Raw genomic sequence first — 17,117 nt, 5'->3', positions numbered from 1 at the left:
TATAAATAAGTCTTACATTTCTCGCATTGCCTTATATGAGGCAATGGCGAGAGGATTGAGCAAATAATCGAGTGGGGTTTGTTCATCAATTAGAATCATGACTTCCGCAGGCATGCCTGGGTAAAGCGAAACTGATTCCCCTAATTCAGCTAACATGTTTGCATCTAGTGACACGCGAGCGAGGTAGGCTGAAGAGCCTGTTGCTTGGTCGCTGATGCGGTCAGCAGAAATATGTATAAGCTTGCCTTCTATAGGTGGCGTTTTTCTAAAGCTGAATGCGGTTAAGCGTACTTGAGTCGCTTGTCCAATATGAAGCGCTTCAATATCTTCGGGTTTTACCAAGGCTTCCACAATGAGTTCGTCCTCTTGTGGGACGATTTCCATGAGCGTGTCGCCTGGAGCAATAATCGCATGTTGACCGACAACATTGAGGCCAACGACAACACCGCCTTGTGGCGCTCTGATTTCGACACGTTTGAGTACATCATTCGCGTTTATCATTGCCTCTCTTGTCTCATTGAGTTTTCGTTCAAGCTCCTGAACTTCTTCGCCTAAGGTTTTGGCGTAATTGAACTCCGCATTGGCTAATTCCATTTTCGCTTCCGCAACAAAGCCTTTTGCTCGTCCAATTTGGGCACTGAGGTCGGCAATTTGTCCTTCAAGTTGTGAGTGCTCTCGTTGGAGATCGAGGTAACGTGATTTTGATGTATTGCCGGAGGTGAGCAGCTTTTTATGCATGGCGACCTGTTCTGCAAGATAGCGCAAACTTTCTTTGCCGGCTTGATATCGCTTTTGTAGGCCGAACATGTCTAATCGAGCTTGCTCAATCTTTTCTGCCAGAATGTTATTTTCTCCATCCCTTAATGAGCGGCGTTTTTCGTATAAAGCTTGCTGAGTACGAATGATGGATTGAATTTCTTTGGAGTGATTTCGAGAAAGTAAGCGTGTATCGAATTGAATTTCAGGATGATCAGCGAGCTCGGACTGAAGTCGGTTTAAGCGAGCAAGATCGCTTTCCCACTGAGCTCTTAGTCGGTTCAAGCTGGCTTGAGCCTGTGTCGCACTCAAAGTAATCAACAAATCATTTGTTCTGACCTTATCCCCATCTTTTACATGAACGCTCTCGATAATCCCACCTTCTAGGTGCTGAACGGGTTTTCGCTTTGATTCGACGATAACAACGCCGGGAGCTATCGCTGCCGAACTCAGAGGTGACAAACTTGCCCATGCAATGAAGCCGCCGATCATGATGAGTAATACGAGCAGAGAAGTGATGACCACGGGCTTGGTAGTAAAAGAGAGTTTACGACCATCTTCGAAATCGATGCCATGTTCGTTAAGTGTGGTCTTACTCATTGGAAGCCTCTGATTGAGTTTGCGTTCTTGAACGCACATCCATCATCGAGCGGAGAACCTTGCTTGCTTCTCCGGCTCTCGCAATCTGACCTTTATTGATTTCAACCACCCAATCGACATGGCGCAGCAAGTGTGGCTGGTGGGTGATCATTACGACGGAAATGCCTTCTTCTCTGCATGTTGCGAGGAGGGTTGTGAGGTACTCTTCCCCTTCTTTATCCATGTGAGAGTTGGGTTCGTCTAAGACCAAGAGTTTGGGTTTAAAGCACAATGCTCGTGCTAAGGCGAGCTTTTGGGCTTGCCCGCCAGACAATTGATGTCCACCATCACCAATCAAGGTTTCATAACTGTTTGGAAATTGAAGAATCGTCTCGTGTACACCAGCGCGAATGGCGGCTTTAATGATTTGAGAGTCACTGATCTCAGTGTCGAAATGGGCAATATTTTCTTTCACGCTGCCTTGGACAAACTGAATATTCTGTGGGAGGTAACCTACGGTATGTTTGAATTGTGTCTTCTCCCAGTGGGTGACATCTAAGCCATCGATAGACACCTTGCCTGATGTCGGTTTGTGTATTCCCATTATTAATTTGCAAAGGCTGGTTTTTCCAGAGCCACTTGCCCCGATGATTGCAACACGGTTTCCAGCCTCTAGCCTAAGTTTCAGCTGTTTGAGGATAGCTTCGCTTTTGTGATTCTCAGGTGACCAAGTCACGTTTTCAAAGCGTAATTCACCGGTGATTTGGGGGAGCGTTGTACGTTCAAGCTCTATTTTTGATTGGCTGACAACCGCTTTTATGCGCTTGGCTGCGGCTAACCCCGTCTTCCAGCCTTGAAACCCAGAGGTTAGCTGCTCTATTGGTTGGAGCGCTCTCGCCATAAGAATTGACCCAGCAATCATTCCGCCCGCACTCATTGAATTTTGAATCACAAGAAACGCGCCTGTTCCCATAATGCCAATTTGTAGCGTCATGCGGACAAGTTTGGCGAGAGATGTCAAGTTAATAGATGCGAGGTCTACTTTGTTTCTGAACCACAACTTTTCAGCAAGGACAGGCTGAAATTTGTTAAATGTTCCATCGGCTGCTTGTTGAGAGAACAGGGTTTCTTGTTTGTTGAATAGCTCATCGATTTTTCGATTTGCAGCAATTTGGGTAGCGTAAGATGCGTCAAATGATTTCTTTTTCGCGTAGAAAGAGAGTAGTGCGACCATTAATACACAGATAACAGCAATCAAACCAACCAATCCGATAATAGGGTGGAGCATAAACATGACCAGAAGGAACAATGGCGTCCAAGGCAGATCGAAAGCAACAAAAAAACCGGGTGACATGAGAAGAGCTCGTATCTCATTTATGTCGTTAAACACGTAACGTGTCTTCGTGTCGTAATGTTGACCGCACAGTTGGTATAACCATTGAGCACTTTCCGATTCAAACTGAAGGGCTTTTCTTTGGGTGTATTTTTGTCTTAAGGTTTCAAGCAATGCCTGTGAAATCAACAGAAACAGAGCGATAGCAGTAAGTAGCAATAGTGTATCTGTACTTCTACTCGACAATACACGGTCGAACAATTGAAGACTGTAGATTGGAACAACTAGCATCAAAGCATTAATTACGGCGCTCACCAGTGTCATTGGGCCTAATGCTTTAAATGTAAAAGGAGACAAGTTGCTCCAACTTTTTTGAACCATACTTCCTTTACTCCATGAACTAAAGAAGTAGTAATGAGTATAGAAAGTGAATGTTCGAGAAATGCCTCAAAATTGAGACGAGGAAGGAAAGCGAAAAATGAACTAAGAGGGGGGGAAGTCGGGGCTAATCACGATAAGTTGGCAAGATGATTAGCCCTTTAAAGCTATCTATTTGAAAGTAGACCAAATAGGAGCATGGTCTGACGGTTTCTCGATGCCACGCAGTTCGTAATCAACATCGGACTCAACACATTTTTGTGCAAGCGATGGCGTCGCAAGAATCACATCAATACGTAGACCTCGATTATCGTCAAAGCCGCGAGATCGATAATCAAACCAAGAGAAACGGTCATCCACTTCTGGGTGCAGGTTACGGAAAGTATCTTCGAATCCCCAATCCATTAGCGTCTTCAACCACTCGCGCTCTTCCGGTTGGAATGAGCATTTACCAGTCTTCAACCAGCGTTTACGGTTCGGTTCGCCGATACCGATATCTGCATCAATCGGACTGATGTTGATGTCTCCCATTACAATCAGTTGTTCATCATTTGTATGGTGATCATTTAGGTAGGTCATCAGATCTTTGTAGAACTGGCGTTTGTATGGATATTTGGTCTCATGAGCGATGTTGTCGCCTTGAGGGAAGTAACCGTTTAACACAGTGACCTTTTCACCACTCTCATCTTCAAACGTCGCCATGATCATGCGCTTTTGGTGTTCTTCGTTATCGGTAGGGAACCCTTTTTGCACATTGATTGGTTCTTGTTTACATAGCATCGCGACACCGTAGTGTGCTTTTTGCCCATGAAAGTAAACTTTATAACCCATGGCTTCGACATCTTCGATTGGAAAAGCTTCGTCGTGTACTTTGATTTCTTGAAGACCAATGACATCGGGTTGGTGCTTATCGATAATGGCTTGGAGCTGATGCAGGCGGGCACGAAGTCCATTGATGTTAAAGCTAATTACTTTCATTTTCTATCCTTCTGAAGGGCGTATTTGTGCTTGATGTTACCATTGGCGGCATAAGCTGGAAACGTCGAAAGTAAATAAGAACAGTTATTTGTTACTGAGTTTGTTCTCTAGGTCATTCTGTACGATCTTAATTGCTTTTAATGCCGTTTCAGGTTCGATTTCATTCGACTCTAACAAGTAAATCAAATCGACGGCTAACTTCACCTCTTCTGGGGCATCATCGAGCGGAGATTTTGGTTGGTCAGTCATTACTGGTTCTTTTCCCTGTGAGTGATTTGATTTTCTAGCTTAAGCAGCGCTGCTTCGCATCGTTCTAATCGTTGTTCTGTTGCTAAAAGTACTTTCTGCGCTTCAGCACGAGCAAAGCTTGGGGAAAACTCAACAGCTCTCTCTTTCTCCAGCACCATTTCTCGTAATCGACGAGCCCACTCTTGGTGTTGAGCTAGTTCTTGATACAAGACATTAATTGGCTTTCTAAAGTGACTGCTGTGTTTTACTTCGTTTTTGCGAATTTTTGTGGTGGAAATTTCACGCTGAATTGCGCCAATTTGCGCGACTAATCTTTCAGTTAAGTACTCTGCTCGTAATGCCGTGAGCTTTTGCTCCTTTTGCTCGCGTACAATCGAATCAAGTGTTGCTGTTGCTTCTTTTACACAGGGTACGAGTAGCCGAGAGCGGCAGTGGAACAAACGCTCATCAAACAAAGGAACATGGTGTTCTCCACGCTGACGGTCAAGCATTGCAGCCTGTTTAGACATTTGTTCTAGATGTTCTGAAAGCTGGCTGATGTTCATGTTAATCCTACAAACCATGCATCGTAAGCGAGTTTAATGGCAAGCACGCTAACAACGGTAACAAAGACCGGACGTATGAACTTAGCACCAAAGTGGATTGCTGAATGCGCGCCAACAAAAGCACCAGCCATTAAACAGACGCCCATTGTTAAGCCTAGTACCCAGTTGATGTGTCCTAATACGGCAAATGTAACCAATGAAGTAAAGTTACTGGTAAAGTTCATGGCTTTAGCCAAACCAGACGCAAGCAAGATATTGAGTCGGTATAAGGCCATGGAACTCACCGTCCAAAAAGCCCCAGTTCCTGGCCCCGCTAAACCATCATAAAAGCCTATCGATAAGCCTTGCATATACTGCTTTTTATTTAGCATCGGACAAGGTTCGGGAGTTGGGCTTTGATGAGTCGACTGTGGTGGTTTATGGAAAACAGTATACATCGCAGCAGCGAGAATGATCAGCGGCAGCGCTTTCTCTAACCATTCTGTACTAATTGCATCAACAAATAGCGTTCCTAGTGTTGCACCAACAAGAGTGGCAACAAACGCTCTGCCCCAGCACTGGGGCTTAAAAAGACGTTTCTTATAGTAAGTATAGGCCGCCGTCGAAGAGGCAAAAGAGGCAGCTAACTTATTGGTGCCCAATGCGATGTGGGGAGGCAGCCCTAACGACAGTAACGCGGGAACAGTCAGCATACCACCACCGCCAGCAACAGCATCGATAAATCCAGCAACAAAAGCGACTAGCGCCAACACCAACAGCATGGTTGGCTCAATCATTTCCATAAATAGTTATTCTTTTAATATTCTATTTTGCGTTTAAACGGAGGAAGCGAATCAATCAGAGCTTGTCCGTAGCGTTTTGTTATCAAGCGTCTGTCGAGGATGGTCACTCTACCAGAATCTCGTTCTTTGCGCAGTAATCGACCAACGCTTTGGATCAGCTTTTTACTTGCATCTGGAACCGTGATTTGCATAAACGGGTTACCACCCTTTTTCTCGATGTACTCCGAGTGTGCTTGTTCAACTGGAGAAGTAGGGACCCCAAATGGAATTTTTGTGATAATGAGGTTTTCCAATAGCTCTCCAGGTAAATCAAGGCCTTCAGAAAAGCTGCCTGTACCAAAAAGGATGCTGGTTTTCTGCTTATCAATGAGCCTTTTATGTTTTTTTAGAATTTCTGTTCGTGAACTTTCGCCTTGAACTTGCAACGCCCAACCTCGTTTTATGAAACCAGCATTGAGTGCATCAGCAACTTGGTTCATCTGCCAATAAGAGGAGAATAATACCAAGTTCGCTTTATTGTCTTCTAAATACTTAGGCAAAATTTCAATAAGATATTCAGTAAACTGCGGTGCCTGCGGTTCATACTTCATTGCTGGTATCAGCAGTTCGGCTTGATTTTGATAATCGAAAGGAGACGCTAGTGCCAAAAACTGTGTTCCTGAGTCCGGTTTGGCGTCAACGCCCACTTGATGGCAAAAGTAATTAAATGAGTTTAGTGCTCGCATAGTGGCAGAAACCAATACGGCGCCGATGCAACGACTCCAGATTTGTTGGTCTAGTTGCCATCCAATTTCCAACGGGGAAACGCTGACAATAAAATCGCCTTCACGATCTGGGTGTTTTTCTAACCAGCGCGCAAGAGGTGCACCTTTGTCTCGGCTTGGCTCGGCCATTAAACGCCAGACTTGAGCTAGGTTTTCCAAACGTTGGATGTAAAACCCTAACTCAGCCAAAGCTGGTTCCGCCAATCTTGATGAAAGTTCGCCATCTTTAACGCGCTCAGCTATTAGATCGGCGATCTTTGCGACGCTTTGGTTTGCCTTTTTGCTTAGTTGTTTTAAATCTTTTGATTGATTTTCCAACCAAGTCGGTAGCTCACCATGTTCAAAACGGTATATCCCTTCCTCAAACTGGGCTGGATCAAACTGTTTAGTCAGTTGGGTCAACGCAGGAATCAGTTCCTGTACGGATTCTTGTAGATCATTACGGAATCGACCAACACGTTTTTCATCTGTTAACGAAGAAAATTTGGTGATTGACTGGTTGAGCTTTTCTAACCAAGCAGCTGCACCTTTTAAACTGGCTGACGCAGAAGCGTGATCGCGAGCGACATGAGGTAGATGATGAGCTTCGTCAAACACGTAAATTGTGTTTTCTGGCTCAGGGAGGATCACTCCACCACCCAAATCTGCATCGGCCATTACGAGTGAATGATTGGCGATAATGACGTCATTTTTATCCAACTCTGCTCGAGCTTTTTGAAAAGGGCAGCCTCGGTGTGTTGGTAAGCTGTTGTTACAGCTGTGCTTATCACTGACAATAAGTTGCCATAACTGATCATCTATTGGTTTCGGCCAAGAGTCTCGGTCGCCATCCCACTTCCCTAGAGCGAGGGAGCGATACATGGTTTCCAGTAGCTCAATATCTTTCTTCTTCGGTTTAGTTTCAAACATCGCTAACTGGCCGCCATCGACACCACTTGCCGTCGCGAGTTTTTCAGCACAACAATAACGCTGGCGGCCTTTTGCAAGAATAAAAGAAAACTCTCGATCGGTGATACGACGAAAAAGAGGCAGGTCTTTATTCACCAACTGTTCTTGTAGAGCGACGGTGGCTGTAGAGATCACTACTTTACGATTGTTATAAACCGCCACAGGAATCGCTGCCATCAGATAAGAGAGTGATTTACCGATGCCAGTACCAGCTTCTGCAATCAACATGCGATTTGACTTGTGGTATTGCCCGCATAGTGTTTTCGCAATTTCTGCAACTAAGTAGTTTTGTGCTCTTCGTGGAACAAAATTATCAAGCTGCGCTTGTAAGTTTTGGTAACTGGTGCGAATCGATTTTTGAATGTTACTGGTTAGCATACGGGCCTCAAATGCGTTGGAGGCGCATAGTAGCACACATCACTAGTTGTACTGTAGTTCACAAAACGGAATGCTTTTATGATAAATATCGATCTTGTTCACAAAAAAATATTGAACCTAAACTAAATGAAAATAATTTCATTAGTCGAAAAATATAAAACTTCAAAAATGATACCTTTGTAGTGTTTTATTCTAAAGTTTATTGTTGTATGGCGATTGAAAGGTGTTTTCTATTTGTTATTAATGAATTACTAAATTAAGAAAAATCAAGTTCATTGTTTAGAACTTCATCGAATATTTTAAATGTAAATGCACAAGACTTTGTATTTAAAGGTTATTTTTGTTTTTTGATAAAACTATTTAGAAAATTTGACAGTCAGAATAATCTTTTGCACTCTAGTGCCCAGATTTTGTAGGTAAAGCATTGTTACGTTTCGATAACAAGCTACCTCAAAAATATAAAAAAAGGGAATCGGACAAGGATATCCCGAACTAAGAAAAGGCAGTGGATTAAATATGAAAAAGACTCTTTTAGCACTAGCGGTTGCTGCTACAGCAACTACTGTGAATGCGGCTGAAGTATTCAAATCTGACGAAGGTTCTGTAGATTTCTACGGTCAGCTACGTCCAACTCTTCTATTCCTAGACAGCACAGACCACACTGCAGAGCTAAACACTAGCTCTTCACGTATGGGTGTAAACGGTGTTTACGTTGTAAACGATAGCCTAAAAGTGCTAGGTGAAGTTGAAATCGGTGTAGCTCTAGGTGATAACTACGGCGCTGGTGCTGATTCAAGTGAGCGTACTGACGACACTGTATTCGTTCGTCGCCACATCTTCGGTTTCGACATGGGCGAAATGGGTACTATCCGCTTCGGTAAAGAAGGTACTTTCGCAGATGACGTTTACGGTGCGGATTACTCTTACTTCTTCGGTGGCTCTGCTCTACTTTACGGACACGAGTGGAACAACGACTCTCAAATTAAATACGCATTCGAAAACGACGCATTCTGGCTAAAAGCGGGTTACGCTCTAGGCGAGAAAGACAAGAACGAAGAAGTTCGTGAAGTATTCGTAGGTAAGTCTTTCGGTGACCTATCTATGCACGCTGGTATCCTTTCTTCTGTAAACAAGATTGCGGTAAACAAGGTTGCTCACGATTCAGAAAACCTATCTTTTGAAGTAACTGGTGAGTACGCTCTAGGTGAGCACACTCTTGGTGCAACATACTACTACAACGAAGACGAGAACAAGATCTCAGACGAGACTGTTGATTCTCACGGTATCTCTCTAGCAGGTATGTTTGCAGTAGCTCCTAAGACAACTCTTTACTCTGGTTACGAGCTAGTAATGTCTTCTTCTGACCAAGCTGGTACTGTAGACGGTGATGATTCACGTTTCTACGCTGGTGTTGAGTACAAGTTCTCTAAATGGGCTCGCGTATTCGTTGAAGGCGCATACGTATTTGAAGAAACTTCAACTGACAACGTGAAGACAGACAGCAAAACTGACTTCGGTGTTGGTGCACGTTTCTACTGGTAATCAAAACCCAGTTTGATATTGTAAGACCCAGCTTTATGCTGGGTCTTTTACTATTGGAGATAAGGATTTAATTTCTATGCAGTTATCATTAAAAGTGGCAATCACACTTTCTGTTCTAGCCAGTACAAACTTATATGCTGCAACGACCTTGGTGGTTCCTGAAGACGTAAAATTACTTGCGGTAAATATGGAGAAGCCAAAGTTGGAGGGTGGTTTGTTTTCGGATGAGAAAACAATAGAGATTCCTGACGGTACCAACCAAATTGTCTTCAAGTATCAACCAGAATTTGAGATTGGTGATGATATCAAAGGGGTTTATGGCGACGCCATTATTGCCAAGTTTGATGTAAAAGACGAAGAACTGAAATTTGAACTACCAAAGTTCAAAACCTACCGCCAAGCACAAACCAACATCTCTCCTTTAGAGTGGCAACTACTAGACTCTAAAGGCCAGCCAATCGATCTTGTTGAAGACGTTCTTGAGTCCGATGGCGTTCAAATTGGTCGCAACTATGCTCAGGAAGCTCGCAACTATAATATTGCTGGTGGTGTCGCTGGGGTTGCTGTGACATATGTGACAGTAAACCAACACAGCCAAGCTGTTACAGGCGTAGAGCCTAAAGCGGTTGCGGTAGTCGACACGAAATCTGCGACTGCACAAGACAGCCAAATGGTTGATCTACTTAAGACGATGTACCAAAAGGCCACTCCACAAGAAAAAGAAACCTTTAAAAAGTGGGTTGCTCAACAATAATCGTTATTAGTGACGATAAAAACTAAAAAAGCAGACAAAAGTCTGCTTTTATGTTTTTTGATGTTTATTGTTAGAGCGTTATTTCTTTCCACTCGCCAGGTTTGAGGTTGTGTAACTCAATCCCTCCCATCGAGTAGCGTACGAGTCGCAGTGTCGGAAAACCGATATGTGCAGTCATACGTCTTACCTGACGGTTTCTTCCTTCTATGATAGTAATCGCTAACCACGTGGTTGGAATGTTTGCTCGGAATCGGACAGGTGGAGTCCTATCCCAGATCTCTGGTTCAGGCATCACTTCTACTTTTGCTGGTAAGGTCATGCCATCTTTTAGCTCTACGCCTTTACGTAGCATCTCCAAGTCTTCTTCTTTAGGGGCTCCATCCACTTGTACCCAGTAAGTTTTTGGTGATTTTGATTGAGGCTGCGTCAACTTCGCTTGCAAAATGCCATCGTTTGTTAAGACCATCAATCCTTCGCTGTCTCGATCTAAGCGGCCTGCGGCATACACATCTTTCACTGGAATAAAGTCGGCTAGCGTTTTGCGACCATCTCCATCAGTGAACTGGCTCAACGTGTCATACGGCTTATTAAAAATGATCACTTTGCGATCTTCTAACGCAACGCGTGGCTTAGATGTTTTTGAAGCGCGGGCAGGGCGACTTTGCCGATTTTTCGCTTGTCCATTTGAGTGGTTTGCTTTTCCAGAGCGTTTAAAATGACTCGTTTTTGATTGGTGAGTACCGCGACCTTTTTCATGACCCGAGCGAGATGACATGTTAACTACCTTGCAAAAATGTAAATGAACTGTGTTTGAAAGTTTTATGTTTTCTTGTTATCGGCTATCATTTGCGCGCCTAAAACTAACAAAAGCGCACAGAATAATAGACTATTTCGTGTTATTTGTTTAATGATATAGCTAAGTTGCTTGAGTGAGACATTTCTAACGGAAATGGACACCAAAGTAAGCTTGGCACCAAGTGCACTCATGGATATAGAGCCATAGAGCTTCAAACTATAAGAAAGAGTGCAAACCGCATGTCGCGTTGGTGAGGATGAATGCACTACTAACGTTAAGCAATGCGTCAATTCAACGAACTCAGTTGCTGAGAAGTTCAGCTAAGTTGAGTAAAAAATAGGGAAATTTCATGCCTACAGAAAAACCTACAATTATCTACACAATCACTGATGAAGCCCCGGCGTTAGCAACCTATTCATTACTACCAATCATTCAATCGTTTACCGCATCGTCTGGCATCAACGTAGACACTCGTGATATTTCGCTAGCGGGCCGCATTATCGCTAACTTCCCAGAGCATTTAAAAGAAGAACAACGTATTGGTGATGCTCTAGCAGAACTTGGCGAGTTAGCGAAAACACCGGAAGCGAACATCATTAAGCTTCCAAACATTTCGGCTTCAATTCCTCAACTAAAAGCCGCAATCAAAGAGTTGCAAGCGAAAGGGTATGCGCTTCCAAACTACCCTGAAGAACCGACCACTTACGAAGAAGAAGCAATTAAAGCGACTTACGACAAAATCAAAGGTAGTGCGGTAAACCCGGTGCTTCGTGAAGGTAACTCTGACCGTCGTGCTCCATTATCAGTTAAGAATTACGCGAAGAAAAACCCACACTCAATGGGTGCATGGTCAGCTGAGTCTCAATCTCATGTATCAAGCATGACAGGAGATGACTTCTTCGGTAGCGAAAAATCGACGACTATTACTGGTGCTACTGACGTTAAAATTGAATTCGTCGCTGCTGACGGTTCGGCAAAAGAACTTAAATCAGCATTCCCTCTGCAAGACAAAGAAGTGATCGATTGTTCAGTCATGAACAAGAAAGCGCTTGTTGAGTTCTTCGAGAAAGAAATTGCAGAAGCAAAACAGCAAGACGTCCTTCTGTCTCTTCACATGAAAGCAACCATGATGAAGGTATCGGACCCAGTTATCTTTGGCCACGCAGTTAAAGTGTACTACAAAGACGTTTTCGCAAAATACGGCAAGCTATTTGAAGAACTTGGTGTAGATGTAAACAACGGTCTTGGTGATGTTTATACTAAGATTGAATCTCTACCTGCTGAACAAAAAGCGGAAATTGAAGCAGCTATTTTAGCGGTATACGAGACTCAACCAGCGCTTGCGATGGTCGACTCTGATCGTGGTATTACTAATCTCCACGTACCGAGTGACATTATCGTTGATGCTTCTATGCCAGCAATGCTTCGTGCTTCTGGCCAGATGTGGGGACCAGATGGTAAGCAAAAAGACACGAAAGCGATGATCCCAGATCGTAGCTATGCGGGTATCTACCAAGCGGTTATCGATTTCTGTAAAGAACACGGTGCATTTGACCCAACTACAATGGGCAGCGTGCCAAACGTGGGTCTAATGGCTCAGAAAGCAGAAGAATACGGCTCACATGATAAGACATTTATCCTTGACGCTGCTGGTACTGTACGTGTTGTCGACACTTCTGGTGCGGTTCTTCTTGAGCAAACTGTCGAAGCAGGTGACATCTTCCGTATGTGTCAGGTGAAAGACGCGCCAATCCAAGATTGGGTGAAACTTGCCGTCACTCGCGCACGTGCAACAGGTGTACCAGCGGTGTTTTGGTTAGACGAAGCGCGTGCACACGATGCTGAACTGATCAAGAAAGTGAATACATACCTTCCTGAGCACGACACTTCAGGTTTAGAGATCAAGGTTCTAGCGCCAATCGATGCATGTCAATTCTCTCTAGAGCGCATTAAAGAGGGGCTAGACACCATTTCTGTAACAGGTAACGTACTTCGTGACTACTTAACGGATCTATTCCCGATTTTGGAACTGGGTACTTCTGCGAAAATGCTGTCAATTGTTCCACTAATGAACGGCGGTGGTTTATTTGAAACTGGTGCTGGTGGCTCTGCGCCAAAACACGTCCAACAAGTTGAGAAAGAAAACCACTTGCGTTGGGATTCTCTGGGTGAGTTCCTTGCTCTAGCTGCATCATTGGAGCACCTAAGTACAGTTGCTGGTAATGCGAAAGCTCAGGTTCTGGCTGAGGCATTGGACAAAGCGACAGGTGAATTCCTAGACGAGAATAAATCACCGTCCCGTAAAGTGGGTGAGTTGGATAACCGCGGCAGCCACTACTACCTTGCGACGTATTGGGCGAAAGCTTTGGCTGAACAAAGTGCAGATGCAGAACTGGCTGCTGAATTCGCACCAGTTGCTAAAGCCCTTGCAGAACAAGAAGAAGCGATTGTTGCTGAGTTGAACAACGCACAAGGTGTAAGAGGTGAACTCGGTGGTTACTACGCGCTAGATGATGCTCTTGCATCAACACTAATGCGTCCAAGTACGACGTTGAACGGCATCATTAACAAGTAAGCATTGATTTCGCGCTATTTCGGTAGCGCGTTTGTATGTTATTTAGTTTAGTGCTCTTACAAACGTAATAAACCCGCTCATAAGCGGGTTTATTTTTCTCTTCATAACACTAGAAGGTAAAGCCAGTGTTATGAGAGCAAATGGTTTTGTCTTTCCGACAGCGCTCTAGTTATTTGGCTTGGGCTTCTATTGGAACAACGCTGCTAGCGTGTGAGCCCTTTGGACCTTTTTCAATCTCGTATGAGACTTGTTGGCCTGCTTTCAGTGTACGATAACCGTCCATTTGGATAGTTGAGTAGTGGGCAAAGATGTCTCCTTCCTCTTCATCTGAACAGATAAACCCAAATCCTTTGGCATTGTTAAACCACTTTACTGTACCTGTAGCCATGCTTTTACATCCCTCATGCATTTTTTACTGATGTTGTTACAACACCAAGCCATACCTTTAGCTTGGTCTCATTGCTAGCGTTCACTAACACACGTCGAGTTGGGCACTTCCATATTCATCAAATTGTTAGAAATCCAACAAATTCAAAATGAGGATTTATGCATCAACACTTTCCACTGTAGTCAATGAATTCTGACAGTCAATAGTCAAAGGCGACAATCGGAAACATTATTGAAAACAAATCACTTTTGAGATTAACAATTTTGCAAAGTGTTTCTGCCGCATGCGTAAGCTTTTAGTTAAAAGGACTGCAAGGTGTTGATATAGGGGGGAGGCATACTAACCAAGTTGATTACATTAGAAGATTCTACTGAATGAATAAAAAATGACGTTTTCGTGATAAATAACCGATTATCAACCATTAAATGTGATCTTCTTTCTTATCGGAGCACTAATTAATATAAGTGAAGTGAGTCGAAATTTGGTAAACACAACCGCAAAAATAAGCATGTGTTGGGATAAAAATCTTTTATTTGCGCCCCTGCCAGAGGTGCATTAGTCTCTATGTAAGGACATAAATTTTATCTATCAAAGTCCAATTAGGTGCCACATCTCACTACACCGCATGGCATGCTTATGGTAGATTGTTTTTATAGGTTAAAAACATCAACCCTTTGATACGATATCTTTGAATTGCCATGAGTAAAAATTTTGAATGGGTGACTCCAGACTCTGATCTTCTGGAGCGAGAAAGTACGAAAGTTCAGCCACCTAAGCTGTACAACGTAGTTCTAAACAATGATGACTACACACCTATGGATTTCGTCATAGAGGTACTTGAGCGATTCTTCTCGCATGATATTGATAAAGCAACGCAAATCATGCTCAAGATCCACTATGAAGGAAAGGCAATCTGTGGCACATATAGCGCAGAGATTGCTGAGACAAAAGTAGCGCAAGTGACGATGTACTCAAGGGAAAATGAGCATCCGCTACTATGTACTATGGAGCAAGCGTAATAAGAAGACTTGCTCGAGCAACCAAAGTTGTTCTTTCGGGAGGTACTTATGCTAAATAAAGAACTAGAATCAAGCCTTAACGGTGCATTCGCTCGTGCACGTGATAAACGCCACGAGTTTATGACTGTCGAACACCTCCTACTTGCATTATTGGAGAATGATGCAGCTAAGGAAGCCCTACTAGCCTGCAAAGCGGATCTTGACGCTTTGCGCAACGAACTCGATATTTTTATCGACCAAACAACGCCACTCATCCCAGAAAGTGACGAGACGCGCGAAACCCAGCCGACATTGAGCTTTCAGCGTGTACTTCAGCGCGCCGTTTTCCATGTACAGTCGTCTGGTCGTAGTGAAGTCACCGGTGCAAATGTACTTGTTGCTATCTTTAGTGAGCAAGAATCTCACGCTGCTTATCTATTGAAGAAGAACGACATCTCTCGTTTAGACATCGTTAACTTCATTTCCCACGGCATCACAAAAGCTTCGGGTTCTAATGAAGACCCATCTTCGTCTGACTCCTTTGGCTCAGAAGCGCCAGAAGAAACGAATCCAGAAGAACGATTGGAAAGCTTTGCGACTAACCTAAACCAAGTCGCGAAAGCTGGTAATATCGATCCACTCATCGGGCGAGATAAAGAGCTAGAACGTACTATTCAAGTTCTTTGTCGCCGACGTAAAAACAACCCGTTGCTAGTCGGTGAAGCAGGCGTTGGTAAAACAGCAATCGCTGAGGGTCTAGCTTGGAGAATTGTTGAAGGCCAAGTACCAGAAGTGATTCAAAACAGTGTTATCTATTCTCTAGATATCGGCTCTTTGCTTGCTGGTACAAAATATCGTGGTGATTTCGAGAAACGCTTTAAGTCAGTCTTGAAGCAGCTTGAGAAAGAAGAAGACGCGATTCTGTTTATTGATGAAATTCACACCATCATTGGTGCAGGTGCAGCTTCTGGTGGTCAAGTTGATGCAGCGAACCTAATCAAACCTCTGCTGAGTAGCGGTAAACTGCGTTGTATCGGTTCGACAACTTACCAAGAGTACAGCAACATCTTTGAAAAAGAGCGCGCGTTGTCCCGCCGTTTCCAAAAGATCGATGTCGTAGAGCCATCGCTGGACGATACGACGAAGATCCTAATTGGTTTGAAACCAAAATACGAAGCGCACCATGAAGTCCGTTACACCAACAAAGCGCTACGTGCAGCGGTTGAGTTATCGGCAAAATACATCAATGAACGTCATTTGCCAGATAAAGCGATCGACGTGATTGATGAGGCGGGTGCACGCAGCCGTTTAGCGCCGGCGAGTCGTCGTAAGAAGACGGTTGGCGTTGCAGACATCGAATCCATGGTTGCGAAGATGGCGCGTATTCCAGAGAAATCTGTGTCGTCGTCTGACAAAGACATTCTAAAGAACCTTGATGACAAGATGAAGATGCTGGTCTTTGGCCAAGACAATGCGATTGACGCACTGTCAGAGGCGATCAAGCTATCTCGTGCTGGTTTAGGCGTTGATAACAAGCCTGTTGGTTCATTCTTGTTTGCCGGTCCAACTGGGGTAGGTAAAACAGAAGTGACGGTTCAGCTTTCTAAGCTATTAGGCATTGAGCTTCTTCGTTTTGATATGTCTGAGTATGGTGAACGTCATTCTGTGAGTCGTCTGATTGGTGCACCCCCAGGTTATGTTGGTTACGATCAAGGTGGTTTGCTGACTGATGCGGTGCTAAAACACCCGCACTCAGTGGTTCTGCTTGATGAAATCGAAAAAGCACACCCAGATATCTTTAATTTGCTGCTGCAAGTCATGGATAACGGTACGCTAACAGATAATAACGGTCGCAAAGCGGATTTCCGTAACGTGATCCTTGTTATGACAACCAATGCTGGTGTAGCTGAAACTGAGAAGAAATCGATCGGCCTGATCCAACAGGACCACAGTCATGACGCGATGGCGGAAATTAAGAAGGTGTTCACACCTGAATTCCGTAACCGTCTAGATAATATCATTTGGTTCAATAGCCTGGACGAAACAGTCATTCATCAAGTTGTTGATAAGTTCATTGTTGAGCTTCAAGTACAATTGGATGCTCGCGGCGTATCAATGGAAGTGTCTCAAGACGCTCGCCATTGGTTGGCGGATAGAGGCTATGACAAAGCGATGGGAGCTCGTCCTATGGGGCGGGTTATCCAAGAGCAGCTTAAGAAACCTCTGGCAAATGAACTGTTGTTTGGCTCACTTGTAGATGGTGGAACAGTGAGAGTAACGCTTGTGAAAGACGAGCTTAAGTTTGAATACCTAAGCGAGAAAGAAGCAGCACTTCACTAATTCTCTGTTGAAATCTATTTTAAAAGCGTGCGCC

14 protein-coding genes are annotated in these 17,117 nt (G+C 43.9%); 5 read left to right on the top strand and 9 right to left on the bottom strand.

The genetic code is table 11. The features are described from left to right. Window positions 1-12: 12 nt before the first annotated feature. From ATB76_RS14955 to dinG, 7 genes are all read right to left on the bottom strand, one after another. Window positions 13-1,356 carry an HlyD family type I secretion periplasmic adaptor subunit gene (locus ATB76_RS14955; protein ID WP_061035602.1) on the bottom strand — a complete coding sequence of 448 codons (1,344 nt, stop codon included), beginning with the start codon at window positions 1,354-1,356 and terminating at the stop codon, window positions 13-15. Continuing rightward, complete coding sequence (locus ATB76_RS14950; protein WP_061035601.1) at window positions 1,349-3,049, bottom strand: ATP-binding cassette domain-containing protein; 1,701 nt, start codon at window positions 3,047-3,049, stop codon at window positions 1,349-1,351. The genes ATB76_RS14955 and ATB76_RS14950 overlap by 8 nt, the downstream gene beginning before the upstream one ends. 168 nt (window positions 3,050-3,217) lie before the next feature. Next, window positions 3,218-4,024, bottom strand: coding sequence for an exodeoxyribonuclease III (gene xthA / locus ATB76_RS14945; protein WP_038875944.1), 807 nt, complete (start codon window positions 4,022-4,024; stop codon window positions 3,218-3,220). Between the two features lie 84 nt (window positions 4,025-4,108). After that, on the bottom strand, window positions 4,109-4,273 hold the full coding sequence (rsmS, locus tag ATB76_RS14940; protein WP_038866726.1) for a pleiotropic regulatory protein RsmS: 165 nt from the start codon (window positions 4,271-4,273) through the stop codon (window positions 4,109-4,111). After that, window positions 4,273-4,818 carry a primosomal replication protein gene (locus ATB76_RS14935; RefSeq protein ID WP_038866728.1) on the bottom strand — a complete coding sequence of 182 codons (546 nt, stop codon included), beginning with the start codon at window positions 4,816-4,818 and terminating at the stop codon, window positions 4,273-4,275. The genes rsmS and ATB76_RS14935 overlap by 1 nt, the downstream gene beginning before the upstream one ends. Then, window positions 4,815-5,600, bottom strand: coding sequence for a TSUP family transporter (locus tag ATB76_RS14930; RefSeq protein ID WP_038866730.1), 786 nt, complete (start codon window positions 5,598-5,600; stop codon window positions 4,815-4,817). Before ATB76_RS14930 ends, ATB76_RS14935 begins: the two co-directional genes overlap by 4 nt. A 14-nt stretch (window positions 5,601-5,614) precedes the next feature. Beyond that, complete coding sequence (gene dinG / locus ATB76_RS14925) at window positions 5,615-7,690, bottom strand: ATP-dependent DNA helicase DinG (RefSeq protein WP_061035600.1); 2,076 nt, start codon at window positions 7,688-7,690, stop codon at window positions 5,615-5,617. A gap of 516 nt (window positions 7,691-8,206) precedes the next feature. Between dinG and ATB76_RS14920 the strand changes: the two genes are divergently transcribed. After that, entirely contained in the window at window positions 8,207-9,232 is a 1,026-nt protein-coding gene (locus ATB76_RS14920; protein ID WP_020195015.1) for a porin, read from the top strand. 76 nt (window positions 9,233-9,308) lie between these two features. Next, window positions 9,309-9,986 carry a DUF2057 family protein gene (locus ATB76_RS14915; RefSeq protein ID WP_038866735.1) on the top strand — a complete coding sequence of 226 codons (678 nt, stop codon included), beginning with the start codon at window positions 9,309-9,311 and terminating at the stop codon, window positions 9,984-9,986. A 70-nt stretch (window positions 9,987-10,056) separates the two neighbouring features. Here ATB76_RS14915 and ATB76_RS14910 read toward each other — a convergent pair whose 3' ends face one another. Then, on the bottom strand, window positions 10,057-10,761 hold the full coding sequence (locus ATB76_RS14910; protein ID WP_061035599.1) for a pseudouridine synthase: 705 nt from the start codon (window positions 10,759-10,761) through the stop codon (window positions 10,057-10,059). Window positions 10,762-11,131: 370 nt separating this feature from the next. Between ATB76_RS14910 and ATB76_RS14905 the strand changes: the two genes are divergently transcribed. Continuing rightward, the gene (locus ATB76_RS14905) at window positions 11,132-13,357 is read left to right on the top strand and encodes an NADP-dependent isocitrate dehydrogenase (protein WP_061035598.1); all 2,226 of its coding nucleotides are present in this window, start codon (window positions 11,132-11,134) and stop codon (window positions 13,355-13,357) included. Between the two features lie 169 nt (window positions 13,358-13,526). Here ATB76_RS14905 and cspD read toward each other — a convergent pair whose 3' ends face one another. Continuing rightward, window positions 13,527-13,745 carry a cold shock domain-containing protein CspD gene (cspD, locus tag ATB76_RS14900; RefSeq protein WP_038866741.1) on the bottom strand — a complete coding sequence of 73 codons (219 nt, stop codon included), beginning with the start codon at window positions 13,743-13,745 and terminating at the stop codon, window positions 13,527-13,529. Window positions 13,746-14,443: 698 nt separating this feature from the next. On the opposite strand from cspD, the gene clpS reads away from it, so the two are divergent. Continuing rightward, complete coding sequence (clpS, locus tag ATB76_RS14895; protein WP_005427554.1) at window positions 14,444-14,764, top strand: ATP-dependent Clp protease adapter ClpS; 321 nt, start codon at window positions 14,444-14,446, stop codon at window positions 14,762-14,764. Window positions 14,765-14,812: 48 nt separating this feature from the next. After that, window positions 14,813-17,083, top strand: coding sequence for an ATP-dependent Clp protease ATP-binding subunit ClpA (gene clpA / locus ATB76_RS14890; RefSeq protein WP_038866743.1), 2,271 nt, complete (start codon window positions 14,813-14,815; stop codon window positions 17,081-17,083). The last annotated feature ends 34 nt before the right edge of the window (window positions 17,084-17,117 follow it).

It is taken from the genome of Vibrio sp. MOR3 (assembly GCF_001557775.1).
Taxonomy (GTDB): Bacteria; Pseudomonadota; Gammaproteobacteria; order Enterobacterales; family Vibrionaceae; genus Vibrio; species Vibrio jasicida.
Note: the sequence above shows the minus strand (reverse complement) of the source record. Positions and strands in the feature narration are given on the sequence as shown.